This window comes from Hymenobacter lapidarius, from assembly GCF_001816145.1.
Classification (GTDB): Bacteria; Bacteroidota; Bacteroidia; order Cytophagales; family Hymenobacteraceae; genus Hymenobacter; species Hymenobacter lapidarius.
Genome location: NZ_MDZB01000011.1, coordinates 16,422 through 34,514, shown reverse-complemented (window position 1 = coordinate 34,514; position 18,093 = coordinate 16,422). Strand labels below are relative to the sequence as shown.

The window sequence follows — 18,093 nt, the reverse complement described above, 5'->3', positions numbered from 1 at the left end:
ATTTGGATTTTATAAACTAAAATGCCTTATCTTCGGACAGCTGATAGTCTTTTACCGCGAATTCCATACAAAATCAGCAGTCAGTAGCATTTTTCAGGTCGCAGGTCAACAGTCGGTGGCCCCACCGATTTCTAGTTTTTTGTGAGTATGATGTCATCCTTCATCACCTACGCGCGCTATCTGCTGGGCACGGCTCTGCTAGCGGCACCGCTGTTGGGGCAGGCGCAAAGCAAGGCAACGTCGCCGGCCGTGGTTCAGAAGAAAACCGCGGCCCCGAAAAGTGCAGCCAAGCGCAGCACTGCCCCCGGCGCAGTCAAAAAAACCGCGACTGCGACAAAGGCGACGCCCGCCGCAAAACCGCAGCCGCAATCGGTGCCAGCATCGGCTCAGCAAATGCCCGCTGCTGCGCCCGCCGCTACGGCTCCTGCTGCGCCCGCAGTGGTCCGCCCCGCCGCCCGCCCCAGCGCCCCCGTGCCCATGGGAACGGCCGTTCTCACCGGCCGCATCAGCGGCCCCACCACCGATTCGGTATCCGTTGCACTCCGCGAAAACCCGCTTGACCCCCGCGAAAGAATCGTTCGGGCGCTAATTGGCGAGAAAGGCGACTTTAAGCTGGTGATACCTGTGAGCGGCTCGACCAAGGCCGACTTCGTGTATGGCGACGACGTGGCCCCATTATATCTGGATAATGGCACCGACATCGACGTGCGATTTAAGGGCGCTGACATGTCAGGTACGTTGAAATTCAAGCCCAACGATGTGCCTACGGGCTTTGCCACCAAGCTGCGTAATCGCGGCAACCTCACCGATGAGCAGCGCCACCGGCAGCAGGCTGCCAACGCCAACAACTACCTAGTAGAGGCCGATGCGCAATTTGTGGAAAACGACGGTTTTCAGGTTCTGCCCGACAACATTCAACTCTATGAAGCGCCTTTCCTTTCCTTTCTGGAGTACCGCCGCAAGCACGAATTGGAGTTTCTGGAAGACCACTCAGCTAAGCAGTCGTTTACCCAGGACTTCTACAACTACGCGCACGCCGAAGTTGTCTACTCCTACGCCAACGACCGGCTGACTTACCAGGACTTGCGCGAGCAGGTGGTAAACACCGAGGGCCGCCTGAAAATAGAGCCTACCTACTACAACTTCCTGCGTGAGCCGGGCTTGCTCAACGAACCCAATGCGTTGCAGAGCGAGCTGTACCATGAGTTCCTGCTGAACTACGTGCATTTTTCGGTGGCCCAGGAGAAGCGCCAGCGTTCCGACCCGGATTTCTACCCGGCTTCTTACGCGTTGGCCAGCCGAAAGCTCACTGGCCCCACCCGCGCCATTATTCTGGGGCGCATCCTGCAGGAGTCGTTCCGGTTTGGGCACGTGAAGCAGTCGGCGGCAATGCTGGATGATTTCCGCAATTACGACCCTAAGAACCAGTATTATGCCATCCTGCAAGCCGATTTCAACCGGCTCAAGGACTTTGCCATCGGTGCCCCGGCCCCCGATTTCAAACTGCCCACCGCGAATGGCGACACGGTGCATCTGCACGACTACGTGGGCAAACTGGTGTATCTGAACTTCTGGAAGACCACCAACGGCCTTTGTCTGCGGGACCTGGCCTACGCGCAGGAGCTGATTCGCAAGTTTGAAGGCAAGAACATCACCTTTATCAATATTGCGCTCGACGAAAACGAACAGGCCTGGCGCCAGCTCGTGAACGTGAAAAAACTGCCCGGTGTGCAGGTGCGGGTGCCCAGCGGCGGGCTGAGCTCGACCTTGGCCCAGGACTACGCCTTGCAGGATGTGCCCACCTATATGCTGGTAGGCGAGGACGGTACCTTCCTCAACACCAAGCCGAAACGACTGAGCAGCCGCGCAGCCATTGACGAGATAAACCAGTCGTTTGGCAAGGCCAGTACCTACACCAGCGCCATCGAATTTCCGACCACGAAGAAATAGCGCGTTAATAAAATAAGTCATCCTGAGTGGTGCGAAGGACCTTATCACGCAAGAAAAGCCGTTAGAATATTTCTAGCGCCACTTGTTCTGACGCGATAAGGTCCTTTGCTCCGCTCAGGATGACTTATTTTTAGGGCTTTCTACCCCGTTTCTATGTCCCTGCTCGCCGACGGCCTGAATGTTTTATCCAAAGCCACGCCGCTTCGCGTCTGGAATACCGCCCAAGTTGTAGGTTCTTACATTCTAAGTAAAATGACCGGCAAGGCCCGGATGCGCGGCCTGCCCATGGCCCTGAGCTTCGAGCCCACCACCAGCTGCAACCTGCGCTGCCCGGAGTGCCCCAGCGGGTTGCGCTCCTTCACGCGGCCCACGGGCATGCTGCCGGAAGAGTTGTTTAAGCGCACCATCGACGAAGTAGCCAGCCGGCTGTGGTACCTGATTTTTTATTTTCAGGGCGAGCCGTATCTGCATCCGCAGTTTCTGGAATTGGTGAAGTACGCGGCGGGCAAAGGCATCTACACGGCCACCAGCACCAACGCCCATTACCTTAACGACGAAAATGCGCGGCGCACCGTGGAAAGCGGGCTCGACCGTCTCATTATCTCGCTCGACGGTACCACCCAGGAGGTATACCAGCAGTACCGCGTGGGCGGCAAGCTGGAGAAGGTGCTGGAAGGCACGCGCAACGTGGTGAAGTGGCGTAAGGAGCTTAAATTGAGCACGCCGCGCATCATCTTTCAGTTTCTGGTGGTGCGGCCGAACGAGCACCAGATTGAAGATGCCAAGCAGCTGGCCGAAGCCTTGGGCGTGGACGACGTGTGGTTCAAGACCGCGCAGATTTACGACCACCAGCACGGCTCGCCGCTTATTCCGACCATCGACTATTACTCGCGGTACCAGAACAACGCCAACGGTACCTGGAGTCTGAAGAACAAACTCGTAGACCACTGCTGGAAAATGTGGCACTCGTGCGTCATCACCTGGGACGGCCTGGTGGTGCCCTGCTGCTTCGACAAAGACGCCGAATACCGCCAAGGCGACCTGAAAACCGAAACCTTCCGGCAGCTCTGGCGCGGCCCCAAGTACCAGCAGTTTCGCGGCAGCCTGCTCAAGGGCCGTGACCAGATTGACATGTGTCGCAATTGCTCGGAAGGCACCAAAGTGTGGGGCTAACCCAGGGTAATCTGGCTTGGCCTGCCCGCTACGCAAACGGAGGACTGCCGGCCTCGAACATCGCATGTCCGCCACCAACAATCCCCCGCTTCGAATAGCCTGAGTAAGGCTATTTGTGATTCTTCGTTAGGTTTTTGCCCAAGTCCTCTACTTGCTTGAGGAACTCGAAGGCATCGGTGTCGCCGTAAGTGCCGTAGGCCGAGGAGATGGTGCCGCGCACGCCGTCGGCCATTTCCAGAGCGTAGAGAATGGACATGTCATCGGGGTTGCTTTCGCCCTCGAAGCGGTAAAAATCAACGATGGTTACTTCATCGGGCGCGTAGCTCTTGCTCGAGTCGTCGCCAATGGTTTGCATGCGGCCGTCGCGCACGGTAAAATCCTGAGTGAAGCCATCCTTATTCAGCTTGTTTTCAACGTTCACGAGTGAGCGTTCTTCTTCTTTGTCCTGCATGGCGGTGGTGTGTTGGAAAGTGAAAGGCGGAACGGAACGGCGCAAACGCCGCCCGCCCCCGCTCCGGCTATACGGAGCCGGGGCGGGGGCGGGTTATACAAAGCTGAATAAAATGCGTGGGAAGGCGCGAGCGCCGCTAGCGGCCGGTTCGCGTAGTGCTTCGCGCCTCAATGGTGCGCTGCAATTGGTTCACATCCAGGCTGCCGCAGGCGCCGCCACAGCCCTTGGCGCAGCCAGCCGCCGTCTTGCTAAAAAACGCCCGCCAGAAAATGCGGCCCACATAGAACGCAGCGGCTACAAAGAGGGCACCAATTAGGAAATATTGAATTTCGACGGCGGTAAGGGCGAGCAGCATCATACCAGGGTAACTGCAGTGGAAAAAGAATGGTTTACAAAATTACTAAACCCGAGTGGTGTGCCCAGCGCTTTGGGCCGCGTGCCTAGGCCCAGAACTCGCCAATGGTTTGCTGCATCTCGCGGTGCACGTGGGCGTTGCTGGCCACCACTTCGCGGCCAAACACGGGGTCGCCATCTGCCAGAAACTGGGTGACGTGCCCGCCCGCCTCGCGCACCAGCAAGATGCCGGCGGCCACGTCGTACGAATTGAGGTTGAACTCGAAGAAACCCTCGCAGCGCCCGGCCGCTACATACGCTAGGTCCACAGCGGCGGAGCCCAGCCGGCGCACGCCGTGGCTGCGGCTCATGAACGCGCCCAGCACCTGCAGGTAGGTATTCATCTGGCCAAAGTCCTTGTAGGGAAAGCCCGTGGCAATGAGGGATTCGTTGAGGAGCGAAATGTCGGTTACGCGGATGGGCAGGTCGTTGCAAAAGGCGCCGCCGCCGCGCACGGCCCGGAAGCTCTCGTCGCGGTTTACTTCGTGCACTACGCCCACCACCAGCTCTTTGCGGTGCAGCAGGGCCACGCTGATGGAGTACACGGGCAGGCCGTGCACGAAGTTGGTGGTGCCATCCAGCGGGTCAATTATCCAGATGAATTCTTCGGTGTGCGAATCGGGGCCGGCGGTGCCTTCTTCGGTAATAAAGCCGGCTTCGGGCAGCAGCTCACGCAGGCCCGCTACCAGCCGGCGCTCAGTTTCCTGGTCCACGTAGCTCACCAGGTCGTGCACGCCCTTGTGCTCAATTCGGCCCCGGTCGAAGGTGGCCGCCTCCTGGCGGATGAACTGGGCCGTGGTGCGGCAAAGCGCCGCGAGACGCAGGGAAAGTTGGGGAAAATCAGGAGTCATGGGAAGGAGGCAGAAAGAAAAAACTCCCCTCCTTTTTTAAGGAGGGGATGTTCGAGCCAACGGCTCGGACGGGGGTGGTGAAGTCGTTGAACGATGGGCGAACAACTCCATCGCCAGTTGTTCGGGTGTCGTGCAACGAGGGTAACCACCCCAGCTTACGCTTCGCGTGAGTGTCCCCTCCTTAAAAAAGGAGGGGAGTTTGCCTAACGAGCCAACTGTTTTTGGCGCTGGCCCTGCACAATGGCAACCATCAAAAGCAGCACCGCCAGAATTTGCGCGCCGCGCCCAATGAGCTCGCCGAAGCGCACGTAGAACGTCAACTCGTCATTCAGGTGCACGGTGGCCCGGCTGGCGGTGGGAATCCAGGCTTGCTCGCGCTGAATCACCTCGCCTTTTTGGTTGATGAAGCCGGTGAAGCCCGTGTTGGCCGAGCGGGCCAGGTCGCGGCGGGTTTCGATGCAGCGCAGAACCCCGTAGCTGAAGAGTTGGCGGTAGCCCGGCGAATCGTGCCACCACGCGTCGTTGGTAATCACGCTGAGCAGCGTGGCGCCGTTGCGCGCGTACTCGCTCACGAAGTCGCCGTAAATGGACTCATAGCAAATAATGGGAGCTACGCGCAGAGCCGGGGCACCCGGAGGGGCCGGGTAGACGGTGCGGTCGGGCTGGCTGCCCACGCTGCCCACCGTGCCCCCCAAATCGATGTGGGAAATGACCGACGCCAGCAGGGGCGGAATCTTCTCGACCCCCGGCACCAGCCGCGACTTGTGGTAGAAGGCAATGGGCGCGGCGGCCGTGGCGAAATAGGCGCCGGTGTTGAAAATGTCGTAGTAGCCCAGGTCGTCGCGGTAGCGGGCGGTCTCGCTGGCTCCCTCCTTATTAGGGTAAGAATCGATGGTCGTGATGCCCGTGAGCACGGACACGCCGGGGTGCCGCCGCAGCCACTCGCGAATACGCAGAATCTTGTAGTTGCTGTCTATCGTGTTTTGCCAGTAAGACTCTTCCAGCGCGGTTTCGGGCCAGAGCACGAGGCGCGTTTGCGGCGTGAGCTTCTGCTCGGTCAGGCTCAGCAGCCGGGTCAGTTGCTCGTCGTAAGGCACGAATTTGGCGCCGCCCTCAAACTTCTCCACGTACGGGTCGAGGTTGGGCTGCACCACCACTACTTCAGCCGTAGGCCCTTTTTCCTGGTAGTTACGGCCGATAACGGTTGAAATGGTGAAGGGTATCCACATCGTCAGAATGGGCATGGCCCAGCGCCACCGGCGCGGTCCCGCAATGTTCCAGAACGGCACGCCTCCGCGGCCCCACCACGCCCAGAATATCAACAGGTTCACGGCCCACACCCACACCGAGCCGCCCAGGAAACCGGTGTACTCGTACCACTGCACCCACTGCGGCGCGGCGGCAAAGCCATTGCCCAGCGTGAGCCACGGCCAGGTGAGGTCCCAGTGCAGGTGCAGCTGCTCGAAAGCAATCCAGAAAATGGGCAGCGAGGCGTAGCCTACGCGGCTGCCCAGCCGCTTCTTGGTTTGGCGGAATGCCATGAGCGGCAGGCACATGAGCAGGGCGTTGAGCACCACGGCGGCAATGCCGGCCGTGAGCTCGGCGTAGCTCACCCACCACGTGGTGAGGGCGTTCCAGAGCACCAGAAACAGGTAGGTGTAGCCGAACACCGTGCGCTTGCTGGCGCCCTGCAGCGTGAGCTGCCGCTCCAGGAGCAGGTAGGGCACCCAGCCGATGAACAACAACGGGACCAGCCAGGCCGTGGGCCACGGGGCCCAGCCGCCCCACAGGAGCAGGGCGCCCAGCACGGCCAGCACCGCCGGACGCATGCGGCTAGTCCTCGGCGGCAACGTCATCGGCATCGTCTTCATCGGTACGGCGGTATCGGTCTTCGCGGCCGGGGCGGGGCTCACGGACGGGCGGGGCAAGATTTCCTTCGACGACAACGACAATTTCTCCTTTGATAGTGGGACGGGCGGCGAAATCAGCCTCCAGGCTGGCCAGCGTCCCGGTTACGGTTTCTTCAAATAATTTGGTGAGCTCGCGGCTCACCGAGGCGGGCCGCTCCGGGCCCAGCACCTCGGCCAGATGGCCCAGCGTTTTCACAATGCGGTGCGGCGACTCGTAAAAAATCATGGTCCGGGTCTCTGAAGCCAGCTCCCGCAGCCGGGTCTGCCGGCCTTTCTTCACCGGCAAAAACCCTTCAAACGTGAACCGTTCGGCCCCAAAGCCCGACTTGAGCAGGGCTGGCACAAACGCCGTAGCGCCGGGTAGGCACTCCACGCCCAAGCCCTGCGCCAAGCACTCGCGCACCAACAGAAACCCCGGGTCCGAAATTCCGGGCGTGCCGGCGTCCGATATCAGCGCCATGGTTTCGCCCTTGGCCAAGCGGTCAAGCAGGCGCGGCACCTGCTGGTGCTCGTTGTGCAGATGGTAGGAGAGCAGCGGCTTTTTGATGCCCAGATGCTGCATTAGTCGGCCGCTGGTGCGGGTGTCTTCGCACAGCACCGTGCCCACTTCGCCCAGAATGCGGATGGCCCGCAGCGTAATGTCTTCCAGATTGCCAATGGGCGTGGGCACGAGGTAAAGGACCGTGTTGGGCATGGGGCAAAGGTAGGCCGGTTCCGGGCGCGGTTATCGGCGGGCGGGCAGCAGGGAGCGATGAGCTGGGAATGTTATTTCCGGAACTTACTGGCCCGCGTGCCGGGCGGCGGCCGCGTCAATCGCCGCCGCTAGGCGGCGGTCGCGCTGGGTTATGGTGTTGCCGGCATCGTGGGAGCGCAGGCGGAATTCAACGGTGTTGTACTCGTTGCTGAACCAGGGGTGGTGGTCGAGGCGCTCGGCCTCGGCCGCTACTTCCGTGAGGAAAGCAAAAGCGGTTTTGAAATCAGCAAACGTGAAGCTGCGGCGCAGGCTGTTGTCGGTTTCGGTCCACATAGGGCGGGGAATACTAGTTGAGATAAAAAAGCGGAGCGGGCCTGAAGCGTGGCCCGGCCCGCCAAAAGCAGCGGGCCCGAAAGATTGTGGCTTTCGGGGGAAGTACGGCCGGGTACGTAAACCCAAACGGCCAAACTAAAGTACACCAATGTCTAGTTGCTTCATCACCCTTTTCACGCTTCCCCATGGCCATCGACCCTAACAATCGCCCCATTCGCGTCATCAACGACGACACGACCAACGAAGAAATGGAGGCCGGTCACCACATCCCCAACGCCGACCCTCCCAAAAACGAAGCGGCCCGCGGCGGCTTTGGCAACCGCGACGGCAAAGAAGGATTTGGCACCGACAGCGCCGGCGGCGAAACCGCACTGAGCGTGAACGAAGCCGCCGACGACATGAGCCCGCCCCGCGACAACATGCGCTCCAGCGACGAAGGTCGCCCCGACCGCCCCAACCAGGACATGCCCGCCGAGGATGAATACTCCGGAACCATCATTCCCTCGGGCCACCCCGTAGACGAACTGGACGCCCACGACCGCCGCCCCGGCCTCGACGAAATGCGCAACCCCAATTCCCGCGTGGGTATGGGCCAGATGGAGCCCCGCCCCATCACGCCCATCACCGGCACCGATACCAACGCCGAGCTAAACGACCCCAACGCCAGCGACACGGCCATCGACCAGTAGGCAGCGCGCCTGCTTATCGGGAGGGTAAGGTCAGAAGCCGTATCCCCTTTCACATTTTCTTCCACTAACTCTTTTTATCATGTCGAATAGTAGCAATGATTCTAATCAGCAGTCGGGTGAGAACAAAGACAATTCGGCGGGCGAAGGCCTGCCCAAAGGCACTGGCGACTTGCCCGTGTTGACGCGGGACGAAGCCACCCAGGACCGGCTTGAGCAAGAGGCCCTGGATGCTGGCCTGCTTCACCCCAACCGCAACCTGGACAAGCCCGAGCTGGACAGTCCTACCTACGGCAGCCACTAAGCTTCCCGCAACTTTCAAATAAAAGCGTCATGCTGCCCGGTGCAGCATGACGCTTTTTTTCCGCTTCGCATTTCTGTTTTGCCGTGCGCCGCTTTGCCACCACCGACCTGCACGGATGCCTGCACACCTTCCGCTATCTGGTGGAAGAGGAGCTGCGCCTGACTCTTCAGGACGAGCTCTACCTGCTGGGCGATTACGTGAACAAAGGCCCCGACAGCCGCGGCGTGCTCGACTACCTCATGCACCTGCAGGCCAGCGGCTACCACGTGCACTGCCTGCGCGGCAACCACGACCAGGCCCTGCTTGATGCTGCCCGCCAGCGCTGGCGCTGGGACTGGCTGGGCCCCCGGGGCCGGCTGCCCACGCTACGCAGCTTCGGCGTGCGGCGCATGGCTGATATTCCGCCGCACTACCTGGCGTGGCTAAACGCGCTGCCCTACGAAATAGAGCTGCCCGATTTTCTGCTGGTGCACGCGGGCTACAACTTCGCGCTGCCCCCCGCCGAGATGCGCTGCGACCATTCGGCCATGCTCAACATCAAGAAATTTGTCTTCGATGCCTCCCGTGTACAGGGCAAGCGCCTGCTACACGGCCACGTGCCCGCGCCCACCGCGCAGGTGCGCGCCAAGGCCGCAACCAAGCCAGCCGTACTGGGCCTGGATACTGGTTGCGTGTACCGCCATAACCCCGAACTGGCCCACCTGGTCGCCCTCAACCTGGACACCTGGAAACTCCACCTAGTAGCCAATCGGGAGCCTCCCTACGCCATTGGCAAGCGCTAGCCGGGATGCGGTGTTGCTCGTTGATAGTTGCTTGTTGTTAGTTATTGGTAGGTAGGTAACTCCTTGTCTAATAACTAATAATCCAAAACTGACAACCAGCAACCCATGTCAGGGTGCTAGTCTTTGGGCACCAATACGCCGGCGGCCACTGCTTTGCGGGCTGAGGCCTGATAGGGGTTCTGCGCATCGGCGGCCACGGCGCGCAGCTCGGCTAGTGCTTCGATTGGCTCCTTGGCCTGCCAGTGGGCCATGCCGAGGTGGTAGCGGGCCCGGCGGGCCAGCTCGCTGGTGCTGTCTTCGTCGCCCACCCGGCGCAGGTAGAGCTGCGCCGCATCGCCCTGGCCTTGCCGCAGCAAAATTAGGCCGCGCAGGTACAGCAAGGTATCGGCCCCCACGCTGGCCGCCGACACGCGCCCGAGCGAGTGCAGCGCCGCCGGGTAGTGGCCGGCCTGGTACTGGTCCAGGGCTTCGCCGAGCAGCGGGCGGCTGTGCAGCAAGCCGGTGGTCACGGCGGGGCCGGGGTCGGGCTGGTAGTAGGCCTCCCAGTTGCGGGCGGGGCGGGCGCGGCCGGGGCGCACCAGGTAAAAGGCCACAGCAGTGGCCAGCACCAGCAGCAAGCCGCCCACAGTGCCCCACGTAGCCCAGCGGCGGCGGCGCTTCACCAGCTGTTCGGTGCGGGCCAGGGCGTCGCCGCGCTGGTTCATGCGTTCGTCCAGGGCTTGCAGGCGCAGGCGCAGGGTGTTGTGGCCCGCTGCCCAGCGCAGGTCGGCAGTAAGCTGCTCGTAGGCCGCGTAGCCATCGGCCATGGCTTCGTCCTGCTCCAGCCGCAGCTCAAATGCTTCCTGTTCGGCCGGGGCCATCTGGCCATCCGCGAAGCGTTCCAGGTCGTCGAAATAGGGGCGCAGGTCGGGGGAGGGAGTCGACGAACTCATTTCAGCAGCTCGTAAAGTTTGCGCAGGCAGGTGCTTTTCTGCAGGCGGGCCACGGTGGCGTTTGGGAAGCCCATTTTGCCACCCATCTTCTCGAAGTGGTAGCCCCGGAAGTAAAAGTACGTCAGTACCTGCTGGCAGTCAGCGCCCAGCTGGTTGAACTGGGTGAGCAGGCGCTGGCGGCGGCTGGCCTCGGCAGCGGGCAGGGGCACATTGGCGGGCACTTGCGCGTCGAGCCGTTGCTGGGCCATGCCGTACACGTGGGCCCGCAGGTCGGCGGGCAGGAGGGTGAGGCGGCCGTCGGCTACCTGGTCGTAGAAATCGAGCAGGGTATCCTGCAGCAGCGCGTGGGCCTGCGGTGCCTCCAGCTTGAACTGGCGCTGCGCCCAACGGGCAAACAAGTGCCGGCTGCGCTGGTAAAAGTCAACCAGGAATTTCTGATTGCCGACGCGCAGCTGGGTAAGGGTTTCGGCGAGGGGCGCGGACATGGCGGTGGGGCAAAGGCACTGGCAAGTAACAACGGAAATAGCAGACGAGGTTGCGCAAAGGGCTGCCGCCGCGCACATTTTGAACAAGCAGGCGCGCCATTCGTTCTTCACTTCCCCAAAAGCTGCCCGCTGCTGCCTTGGCAACTCCCCTCACCTGTTACCTTTACGCTTATGCAAACAGTCGCCCCCGCCAGCCTTCTCGACACCGCCGTTTTCGACCTCATTGCTCAGGAGAAAACCCGTCAAACCCACGGATTGGAGCTTATTGCCTCCGAAAACTATGTTTCGGAACAGGTAATGGCCGCCCAGGGCTCCGTGCTTACCAACAAGTATGCCGAGGGTCTGCCCGGCAAGCGCTACTACGGTGGCTGCGAAATTGTGGACCAGGTAGAGCAGCTGGCCATCGACCGGGTGAAGGAATTATTTGGCGTGGCCTGGGCCAACGTGCAGCCCCACTCCGGCGCGCAGGCCAACGCCGCCGTGTTCCTGGCGTGCCTCAAGCCCGGCGACAAAATCCTGGGCTTCGACCTGAGCCACGGCGGCCACCTCACCCACGGCTCGCCGGTCAACTTCTCAGGCAAGTACTTTGTGCCCAGCTTTTATGGCGTGGAGCGCGAAACCGGCCTCATCGACTGGTCCAAAATCAAGGAAATTGCCCGCCGCGAGCGCCCCAAGATGATTATCTGCGGCGCCTCGGCCTACTCCCGCGACTGGGACTACGCCGCCCTGCGCGAAGCCGCCGACGAGGTGGGCGCCCTGCTGCTGGCCGATATTTCGCACCCCTCGGCCCTCATTGCCACCGGCCTGCTCAACTCGCCGTTTGAGCACTGCCACATGGTGACCACCACCACCCACAAAACCCTGCGCGGCCCCCGCGGCGGCCTCATCATGCTGGGCAAGGACTTCGAAAATCCTTTCGGCCTGAAAACGCCGAAAGGCGAAATCCGCCAAATGTCGGCTGTGCTGGACGGCGCCGTGTTTCCCGGCACCCAGGGCGGGCCGCTCGAGCACGTGATTGCAGCCAAGGCCGTGGCGTTTGGCGAAGCCCTCAACGATGACTTTAAAACCTACACCCAGCAAGTGGCGCGCAACGCCCAGGCGCTGGCCAAGGCCTTCATGGGCCTGGGCTACAACATCATCTCGGGTGGTACCGACAACCACCTCATGCTCATCGACCTGCGCTCGAAAGGCCTGAGCGGCAAGCTGGCCGAGAACACGCTGGTGCGGGCCGATATCACCATCAACAAAAACATGGTGCCCTTCGACGACAAGTCGCCGTTCGTGACCAGCGGCATCCGCATTGGCTCCGCCGCCGTAACTACCCGGGGGTTGGGCGAGTCGGACATGGGCCGCATTGTGGAGCTGATTGACGAAACCCTCACCCACCACGACAACGACACCCGCATCGGGCAAGTGCGGCAGCAGGTAAACACTTGGCTGCAGGACTACCCACTTTTTGCGTAGTTTTTACGTACTGAAGAAGGCAGCTCACCTGATAAACGGGCGGCCGTGCTGAGCTTGCCAAAGCATCCATACCGCATTACTAAAGCAAATTAGTTGCGCAGTAGAGATGCTTCGGCAAGCTCAGCATGACGTTCTTTTTTAGCTTGTCCTTCCATTTATATATTTCCCTCGATTCTCTGTGCAATCTCAACCGCAACAAAGTAAACCGCTGGGTGAACAGCACGAAATGTCCTTTATCGACCACCTGGAGGCGTTGCGTTGGCACGTTATCCGGGCGGCTATTTCGGTGGTGGTGTTTTCCACTGCGGCGTTTTTCGCTAAGGAATTCCTGTTTCATGACCTGATTCTGGGGCCCTCGCGCAACGACTTCTGGACCTACCGGGCCTTCTGCCGGCTGGGCGAGATAATGGGCTCCACCGAGCCATGCGAGAACAGCGTCAACTTCGTGATTCAAAACCGCGAAATGAGCGGGCAGCTGGCCATGCACATCAGCACGTCGTTCATGGTGGGCATTGTACTGGCGTTTCCCTACCTGTTCTGGGAAATATGGCGCTTTGTGAAGCCCGGCCTGTACCCGCACGAGCGCAAAAACTCGCAGGGTGCCGTGTTCTTCGTGTCCATCTTGTTCATTCTGGGCCTCTTGTTCGGCTACTACGTGGCCGCGCCGCTCAGCATCAACTTCCTAGCTTCGTACACGGTGGACCCCACCATCGAAAACCAGATTGACATGCAGAGCTACATCTCCACGCTCACCACGATGACCATGTCCTGCGCCTTCGTGTTTGAGCTGCCCATGGTGGTGTTTTTCCTGGCCAAAGCCGGCCTGATTACGCCCGAAATAATGCAGATGTACCGCAAGCACGCCATTGTGGTGATTCTGGTGCTGGCTGCCGTCATTACCCCGCCCGACATCACCGCCCAAATCATTGTGACCATTCCCGTTATGCTGCTCTACGAGCTAAGCATCAATATTGCCCGAGCGGTGCGGCGCGGCGATACCGCCCGACTCAACGCCAAGCTGGCCCAGGAGCAGAACCCGTCCAGTTAACCTTACTGCCATGAAACTCGCTCTCGGTTCCGACCACGCCGGCTTTGCCCAAAAGGAAATGCTCCGTACCTGGCTCGTCGGCCAGGGCTACGAAGTGCAGGATTTTGGCACGCATTCCGCCGATTCGATGGACTACCCCGACGTGGCGCACCCGCTGGCGGCGGCTGTAGCGGCGGGCACGCCCGGGCAGGGCATTCTCCTCTGTGGCTCTGCCAACGGGGTGTGCATCACGGCCAATAAGCACGAAGAGGTGCGGGCCGCTATTGCCTGGCTGCCCGAACTGGCCGCCCTGGCCCGGCAGCACAACAACGCCAACGTGCTGTGCGTGCCGGCGCGCTACGTGAGCGAAGAGCAGGCCCGCGAAATCGTTTCGGCCTTCCTGAAAACCGATTTTGAAGGTGGCCGGCACCAGGCCCGGGTTTCCAAAATAAATTGCTAAGCATGGGCTGGCACTAAAGTGTGGGCATTAGTGGCCCCGTGCCTATCTTTGGCTAGCCCTATGCAGCTAATCAAGAAGTGGCCCGGACTTTTGCCAATGTGGCTGCTAGCCATAGGGTTGCTGCTATCCTTTCCGGAGCGGGCCGCGGCGCAACGGCCGATGCCGTCCAGCACGGAAGCCATTCGCCAAAAACTGAACACCAGCCTTTCCGACACCACCCGGCTGCGGCTGTTGCAGGCCATGACCACGGCCCTCAGCGCCGAGCAGCCCAGCCGGGCCTTGCCCTACGGCGAAGCGGCCGTTGGCCTTGCCCGCACACTGCCCGAGAAGCAGCGTGCGCCCGGCCTGCTGCGCAGCCTCCTGAATCTGGCAAGCTGCTACGCCAACCTATCCAATGGGCCGGAAGCGCTGACGCTGCTAACCGAAGCGCAAGGCCTGGCCCTGCGCCTGCGCGATGTGGATGCCCTGGCCCGGACTTACACCTCACAGGGCAGCATCTACCACGAGCGGCGGGACTCGGTGACGGCCTGGCAGCACTACCGGCGGGCGTTGCAGCTGGCGGGGCAGCCAGCTGTGAGTGCCCACACCCGCATGCGGCTGCTGGGCAACGTGGGCAGCTTGTTTTTCTTCCGGCAGCAGTACCCGCAGGCCATGCGCTACGACTCGCTGGCCCTGGCCCTGGCCCGGCGCGAGGGCGACTCCACGGCGCAGTCTACCTACCTCTCCAGCCTGGCCACGTATCAGATGCGCGTGGGCAACATGGGCCGGGTCAACCGTTTGCTTACGCAGGCGCTGGCCATCAGCCAGCGGCAACACGCGGTGCGTAACCAGGCCAACCAACTGATTATGTTTGCGATGTATTACATGCAAACCAGCCAGCCCGAGCGTGCCGATGCAGCCGTTCGCGAGGCCCTGAAAGTAGCCCGCCGAAGCAATTACCTCGAACGCGTGCTGGACTCCTACAGCATTTTGGCGGCTCAGGCGGCTGACCAGGAACGGTACCGGGAAGCCTACGAGTGGAACCAGCGCTACGTGGACCTGAACGACACGCTCAACAACCGGCAAACCTTTCAGACTTTGGCCTCGGCCCAGGTAAACTACGAGACCCAGGAACGGGCCCGCCGCATGCGCCAGCTCACGCAGCAAAACGAAGAGCAGGCGTGGCGCAGCCGCTTGCTGGTGCTGGCCGTGGCCGTGCTGGCCATTGGCCTGCTCGTGACAGCGTACTTCTACCGCAACCTGCGCCGCAACCGGGCCGCCCTGGCCGCCAACAACCAGGCCTTGGAGCGAACCTCGGCCGAGCTGCGCACCGTGGCGGGATACAAAGACAAGCTGTACGCCATCGTGGCCCACGACCTGCGCGGGCCGGTCACGGCGTTTGCGGGCGTCACCAGCCTGATTGATTCCTACATCGCGCAAAACGACCAGGCTGGCCTGGCACGTTTGCCGGCGCTGGTGCGCCAGGCAGCCGATAGTCTCAACCACCTGCTCGACAACGTGTTGAACTGGGCCGTGAGCCAAACCGGGGAGCTGGACTACCGGCCCGCGCCCTTGCTGGTGTCGGAGCTGTTTGCCGAGTGCCAGGCCCTGTACCAGACCACGGCGGCCGCCAGTTGGCAGCACATCACCCTGTCGGCCCCAGCCAACCTGCGCCTGATGGCCGACCGCAACATGACCCGCACCATCCTGCGCAACCTCGTAGGCAACTCCCTGAAATTCATGCCCACCGGCGGCCATGTGCACCTCGAAGCCGCTCCCGACCCCGATGACGCCCAAATGGTGCTCCTGAGCTGCACCGATACGGGACCCGGCATGAATGCCGCCACGGTGGCCTCGCTCATGAGCGGCCCGGCCTTGCCCGAGGCCACCGTCATGCCCCAAACCACCACCGGCCTGGGCCTGGGGTTGGCGCTTTGCCGGGCTTTTGTGCACCGGCACGGCGGCACGCTGGTTATCCAGAGCCGCCCCGGCGCCGGCACCAACGTGACGGTGAGCCTGCCCATGGCAAAAAGCATAGCCACAGAAGTCGAAAAGATTAAAGCCCAAAAGAGCCCTTCCTTTTAAGGGAAGGGCTCTTTTGTGGGCTGTCAGGTGGTTGCCAGTTACCAGATAATAACACGGGTTGAGTCGGGCCGGTACAGCTTCTGGCCGGGCTTGATGCCGAAAGCTTCGTAGAAGGCCGGTACATCGGCCATGGGGCCGTTCACGCGGTATTGGGCCGGCGAGTGCACGTCGGTGAGCAGCTGGTTGGCCAGGCTCTCGTCGCGGGTGTGGTTTTGCCAGCCCAGGGCGTAACCCAGAAAGTAGCGCTGCACGGGCGTGAGGCCGTTTATTTTCTTGCCCTCTTTGTACTGCTTGGTCTTTTTGAATGCATCGAGGCCGATGACGATGCCGCCCAGGTCGGCAATGTTCTCGCCGGCCGTGGCCTCGCCGTTGATGTGCAGGGAATCGAGCAGGGTGTAGCCGTTGAATTGCTTCACGATGCCGGCCACGCGCTGATTGAAGCGCTGGCGGTCTTCTTTGCTCCACCACTCGTGCAGGTTGCCCTTGGCGTCGAACTGGCTGCCCTGGTCGTCGAAGCCGTGGGTCAGCTCGTGGCCAATGGTGCTGGCGCCGGCGTAGCCGTACACCAGCGCATCATCAGCGTCGGCGTCGAGCAGGCCGGGCACGGCAAAGGCGGCGGCGGGCAGTACAATTTCGTTGTTGCTGGGGTTGTAGTAGGCGTTGTAGGTCTGCGGGGTCATGCCCCACTCGGTGCGGTCCACGGGCTTGCCCAGCTTGTTCAGCTCGTAGCGGTACTGCCACTGGTTAGCCCGCATTACGTTGGCGGCCAGTGAGCTGCGGTCAATGGTAAGAGCCGAATAGTCTTTCCACTTGCTGGGGTAGCCCACCTTGGGGGTGATTTTACGCAGCTTCTCCAGCGCTACTACTTTGGTGGGGGCACTCATCCAATCCACTTTCTGGATGTGCTCGGCAAAGGAGGCTACCACGTTTTTTACCAGCGTATCGTAGCGGGCTTTGGTCTCGGGCTTGAAGTATTCCTTCACGAACAGCTGGCCCAGGGCGTCGCCCAGGGCATCCTCCTGCATGTCGAGCACGCGTTTCCAGCGGGGCCGAATGGCCTTGGCGCCGCGCAACACGGTGCCGTAGAAGCGGAAGTTCTCATCAACAAACTGACTGCTCAGCGTGGGCGCGAACGTGCGCGCGAGCTGCCAGGTAAGGTAGGCCTTCCAGTCGTCCAGCGGCTTGGTCCGGAGCAGCTGGGCGGCGTTCTGGTAGAACTCGGGCTGGCCTACGATGACCGTGTCCACGCCGGTGAATTCCATCTGGGTGAGCCAGTTTTTCCAGTCCAGGCCGGGGGTGAGCTTGTTGAGCTGCGCAATGCTCATCTTGTTGTAGTTGGCGTAGGGGTCGCGCAGGGCTTCGAGCTTGCGCGAGGACTTGGCCAGGCTCGTTTCCAGGGCCATTACCCGGGCCGCGTTGGCCTGGGCAGTGGTGGCATCCTGGCCCAGCAGCCGGAAGGTGTTGGTCACGTGCTTCACGTACTCGGCCCGGATGTTGGCGGTGCGCGAGTCGGTGTTGAAGTAGTAGTCCCGGTTGGGCAGGCCCAGGCCGGACTGGCGCAGGGTCAGCACCATTTTCTCACTGTTTTTATCGTCCTGGCTCACCCCGATGCCAATGAGGGCACGCACTCCCAGCGGGATTTCGTGGGCAATGACGCCGGGCACTTCGGCCACGGTTTTCATGGCCGCAATGCGGTCCAACTCGGCCTTGATGGGCGCGGCGCCCAGCTTATCAGCCTTCACCGAATCGAGCCCCACGGCCCAGAAATCGCCAATCTTTTGTTGGTTGCTGCCGGCTGCGGCATTGGCTTTCGCCGCTTCCATGCTGGTCTGGCGCAGGCGGGCATACACCTCTTCCTGGACTTTCTTGCCGATGCCCATGTTGCTCTCCGAAGCCGGAATTGGGTTATTCTTAATCCAGGTGCCGTTGGCGTAGCTGAAGAAGTCGTCGCCGGGTGCCACGGTCGTGTCCAGGGCGGTGTAGAGCAGGTCGGACTTGTTGCCGGAGTCGGCCGTTTTCAAAGAGTTGTACGGGCAGCCGGACACGGCAGCGGCCAGCAAGGGTATCAGGAGGAGGTGTTTTTTCATGCGGAGAAAGAAGAGATAAGTGCTTAGTTGGAAGACCCGAGCACTGT

Annotated in this window: 18 protein-coding genes; 9 read left to right on the top strand and 9 right to left on the bottom strand. The window is 61.4% G+C overall.

All coding sequences use genetic code 11. From position 1 onward, the window contains the following. Positions 1 to 147 precede the first annotated feature (147 nt). Together BEN47_RS00295 and BEN47_RS00290 are read left to right on the top strand one after the other, a co-directional pair. Complete coding sequence (locus tag BEN47_RS00295; protein WP_083321957.1) at positions 148 to 1,950, top strand: TlpA family protein disulfide reductase; 1,803 nt, start codon at positions 148 to 150, stop codon at positions 1,948 to 1,950. Positions 1,951 to 2,103: 153 nt separating this feature from the next. Beyond that, positions 2,104 to 3,123, top strand: coding sequence for an SPASM domain-containing protein (locus BEN47_RS00290; protein WP_070724213.1), 1,020 nt, complete (start codon positions 2,104 to 2,106; stop codon positions 3,121 to 3,123). Positions 3,124 to 3,232: 109 nt separating this feature from the next. Here BEN47_RS00290 and BEN47_RS00285 read toward each other — a convergent pair whose 3' ends face one another. The 6 genes from BEN47_RS00285 to BEN47_RS00260 all read right to left on the bottom strand — a co-directional run bounded on the left by BEN47_RS00285 (position 3,233) and on the right by BEN47_RS00260 (position 7,755). Next, positions 3,233 to 3,574: a hypothetical protein gene (locus tag BEN47_RS00285; protein ID WP_070724212.1), complete on the bottom strand. Its 342-nt coding sequence runs from the start codon at positions 3,572 to 3,574 to the stop codon at positions 3,233 to 3,235. A 136-nt stretch (positions 3,575 to 3,710) separates the two neighbouring features. Beyond that, positions 3,711 to 3,932 (bottom strand): FeoB-associated Cys-rich membrane protein, encoded by a 222-nt coding sequence (locus tag BEN47_RS21675; protein ID WP_070724211.1) that lies wholly within the window; start codon positions 3,930 to 3,932, stop codon positions 3,711 to 3,713. Between the two features lie 82 nt (positions 3,933 to 4,014). Beyond that, the gene (locus tag BEN47_RS00275; protein ID WP_070724210.1) at positions 4,015 to 4,818 is read right to left on the bottom strand and encodes an inositol monophosphatase family protein; all 804 of its coding nucleotides are present in this window, start codon (positions 4,816 to 4,818) and stop codon (positions 4,015 to 4,017) included. 203 nt (positions 4,819 to 5,021) lie between these two features. Then, positions 5,022 to 6,647 carry an apolipoprotein N-acyltransferase gene (gene lnt, locus BEN47_RS00270; protein ID WP_239691447.1) on the bottom strand — a complete coding sequence of 542 codons (1,626 nt, stop codon included), beginning with the start codon at positions 6,645 to 6,647 and terminating at the stop codon, positions 5,022 to 5,024. Positions 6,648 to 6,651: 4 nt separating this feature from the next. Then, positions 6,652 to 7,422, bottom strand: a complete 771-nt coding sequence (gene rsmI / locus BEN47_RS00265) for a 16S rRNA (cytidine(1402)-2'-O)-methyltransferase (protein ID WP_070724208.1) — start codon at positions 7,420 to 7,422, stop codon at positions 6,652 to 6,654. An 84-nt stretch (positions 7,423 to 7,506) separates the two neighbouring features. Next, the gene (locus BEN47_RS00260; RefSeq protein WP_070724207.1) at positions 7,507 to 7,755 is read right to left on the bottom strand and encodes a 4a-hydroxytetrahydrobiopterin dehydratase; all 249 of its coding nucleotides are present in this window, start codon (positions 7,753 to 7,755) and stop codon (positions 7,507 to 7,509) included. Between the two features lie 185 nt (positions 7,756 to 7,940). On the opposite strand from BEN47_RS00260, the gene BEN47_RS00255 reads away from it, so the two are divergent. The 3 genes from BEN47_RS00255 to BEN47_RS00245 all read left to right on the top strand — a co-directional run bounded on the left by BEN47_RS00255 (position 7,941) and on the right by BEN47_RS00245 (position 9,527). After that, the gene (locus BEN47_RS00255) at positions 7,941 to 8,444 is read left to right on the top strand and encodes a hypothetical protein (protein ID WP_070724206.1); all 504 of its coding nucleotides are present in this window, start codon (positions 7,941 to 7,943) and stop codon (positions 8,442 to 8,444) included. A gap of 79 nt (positions 8,445 to 8,523) precedes the next feature. Continuing rightward, positions 8,524 to 8,745 carry a hypothetical protein gene (locus tag BEN47_RS00250; protein ID WP_070724205.1) on the top strand — a complete coding sequence of 74 codons (222 nt, stop codon included), beginning with the start codon at positions 8,524 to 8,526 and terminating at the stop codon, positions 8,743 to 8,745. An 83-nt stretch (positions 8,746 to 8,828) separates the two neighbouring features. After that, positions 8,829 to 9,527 (top strand): metallophosphoesterase, encoded by a 699-nt coding sequence (locus BEN47_RS00245; protein ID WP_070724204.1) that lies wholly within the window; start codon positions 8,829 to 8,831, stop codon positions 9,525 to 9,527. Positions 9,528 to 9,643: 116 nt separating this feature from the next. Here BEN47_RS00245 and BEN47_RS00240 read toward each other — a convergent pair whose 3' ends face one another. Both BEN47_RS00240 and BEN47_RS00235 read right to left on the bottom strand, forming a co-directional pair. After that, positions 9,644 to 10,459 (bottom strand): anti-sigma factor, encoded by an 816-nt coding sequence (locus tag BEN47_RS00240; RefSeq protein ID WP_070724203.1) that lies wholly within the window; start codon positions 10,457 to 10,459, stop codon positions 9,644 to 9,646. After that, positions 10,456 to 10,944 carry an RNA polymerase sigma factor gene (locus tag BEN47_RS00235; protein ID WP_070724202.1) on the bottom strand — a complete coding sequence of 163 codons (489 nt, stop codon included), beginning with the start codon at positions 10,942 to 10,944 and terminating at the stop codon, positions 10,456 to 10,458. Before BEN47_RS00235 ends, BEN47_RS00240 begins: the two co-directional genes overlap by 4 nt. Positions 10,945 to 11,115: 171 nt before the next feature. Here BEN47_RS00235 and glyA point away from each other — a divergent pair, with 171 nt between their 5' ends. The 4 genes from glyA (at position 11,116) to BEN47_RS00215 (ending at position 15,959) form a co-directional block, all read left to right on the top strand. After that, positions 11,116 to 12,408 carry a serine hydroxymethyltransferase gene (gene glyA / locus BEN47_RS00230; protein WP_070724201.1) on the top strand — a complete coding sequence of 431 codons (1,293 nt, stop codon included), beginning with the start codon at positions 11,116 to 11,118 and terminating at the stop codon, positions 12,406 to 12,408. A gap of 226 nt (positions 12,409 to 12,634) precedes the next feature. Continuing rightward, a complete protein-coding gene (tatC, locus tag BEN47_RS00225) occupies positions 12,635 to 13,456 on the top strand; it encodes a twin-arginine translocase subunit TatC (RefSeq protein ID WP_070724200.1) in 822 nt (273 codons plus the stop codon). 10 nt (positions 13,457 to 13,466) lie between these two features. Next, positions 13,467 to 13,895 carry a ribose 5-phosphate isomerase B gene (gene rpiB / locus BEN47_RS00220; protein WP_070724199.1) on the top strand — a complete coding sequence of 143 codons (429 nt, stop codon included), beginning with the start codon at positions 13,467 to 13,469 and terminating at the stop codon, positions 13,893 to 13,895. Between the two features lie 96 nt (positions 13,896 to 13,991). Continuing rightward, entirely contained in the window at positions 13,992 to 15,959 is a 1,968-nt protein-coding gene (locus tag BEN47_RS00215; RefSeq protein ID WP_158010765.1) for an ATP-binding protein, read from the top strand. 38 nt (positions 15,960 to 15,997) lie between these two features. Here the strand turns inward: BEN47_RS00215 and BEN47_RS00210 are convergent, their stop codons facing one another. After that, positions 15,998 to 18,046 (bottom strand): M13 family metallopeptidase, encoded by a 2,049-nt coding sequence (locus BEN47_RS00210; protein ID WP_070724197.1) that lies wholly within the window; start codon positions 18,044 to 18,046, stop codon positions 15,998 to 16,000. Positions 18,047 to 18,093 lie beyond the last annotated feature (47 nt).

Coding starts and splice junctions, on each gene's coding strand:
- BEN47_RS00295 (WP_083321957.1), top strand. CDS start 148: ATGATGTCATCCTTCATCACCTACGCGCGCTATCTGCTGGGCACGGCT.
- BEN47_RS00290 (WP_070724213.1), top strand. CDS start 2,104: ATGTCCCTGCTCGCCGACGGCCTGAATGTTTTATCCAAAGCCACGCCG.
- BEN47_RS00285 (WP_070724212.1), bottom strand. CDS start 3,574: ATGCAGGACAAAGAAGAAGAACGCTCACTCGTGAACGTTGAAAACAAG.
- BEN47_RS21675 (WP_070724211.1), bottom strand. CDS start 3,932: ATGATGCTGCTCGCCCTTACCGCCGTCGAAATTCAATATTTCCTAATT.
- BEN47_RS00275 (WP_070724210.1), bottom strand. CDS start 4,818: ATGACTCCTGATTTTCCCCAACTTTCCCTGCGTCTCGCGGCGCTTTGC.
- lnt (WP_239691447.1), bottom strand. CDS start 6,647: ATGCGTCCGGCGGTGCTGGCCGTGCTGGGCGCCCTGCTCCTGTGGGGC.
- rsmI (WP_070724208.1), bottom strand. CDS start 7,422: ATGCCCAACACGGTCCTTTACCTCGTGCCCACGCCCATTGGCAATCTG.
- BEN47_RS00260 (WP_070724207.1), bottom strand. CDS start 7,755: ATGTGGACCGAAACCGACAACAGCCTGCGCCGCAGCTTCACGTTTGCT.
- BEN47_RS00255 (WP_070724206.1), top strand. CDS start 7,941: ATGGCCATCGACCCTAACAATCGCCCCATTCGCGTCATCAACGACGAC.
- BEN47_RS00250 (WP_070724205.1), top strand. CDS start 8,524: ATGTCGAATAGTAGCAATGATTCTAATCAGCAGTCGGGTGAGAACAAA.
- BEN47_RS00240 (WP_070724203.1), bottom strand. CDS start 10,459: ATGAGTTCGTCGACTCCCTCCCCCGACCTGCGCCCCTATTTCGACGAC.
- BEN47_RS00235 (WP_070724202.1), bottom strand. CDS start 10,944: ATGTCCGCGCCCCTCGCCGAAACCCTTACCCAGCTGCGCGTCGGCAAT.
- glyA (WP_070724201.1), top strand. CDS start 11,116: ATGCAAACAGTCGCCCCCGCCAGCCTTCTCGACACCGCCGTTTTCGAC.
- tatC (WP_070724200.1), top strand. CDS start 12,635: ATGTCCTTTATCGACCACCTGGAGGCGTTGCGTTGGCACGTTATCCGG.
- rpiB (WP_070724199.1), top strand. CDS start 13,467: ATGAAACTCGCTCTCGGTTCCGACCACGCCGGCTTTGCCCAAAAGGAA.
- BEN47_RS00215 (WP_158010765.1), top strand. CDS start 13,992: ATGTGGCTGCTAGCCATAGGGTTGCTGCTATCCTTTCCGGAGCGGGCC.
- BEN47_RS00210 (WP_070724197.1), bottom strand. CDS start 18,046: ATGAAAAAACACCTCCTCCTGATACCCTTGCTGGCCGCTGCCGTGTCC.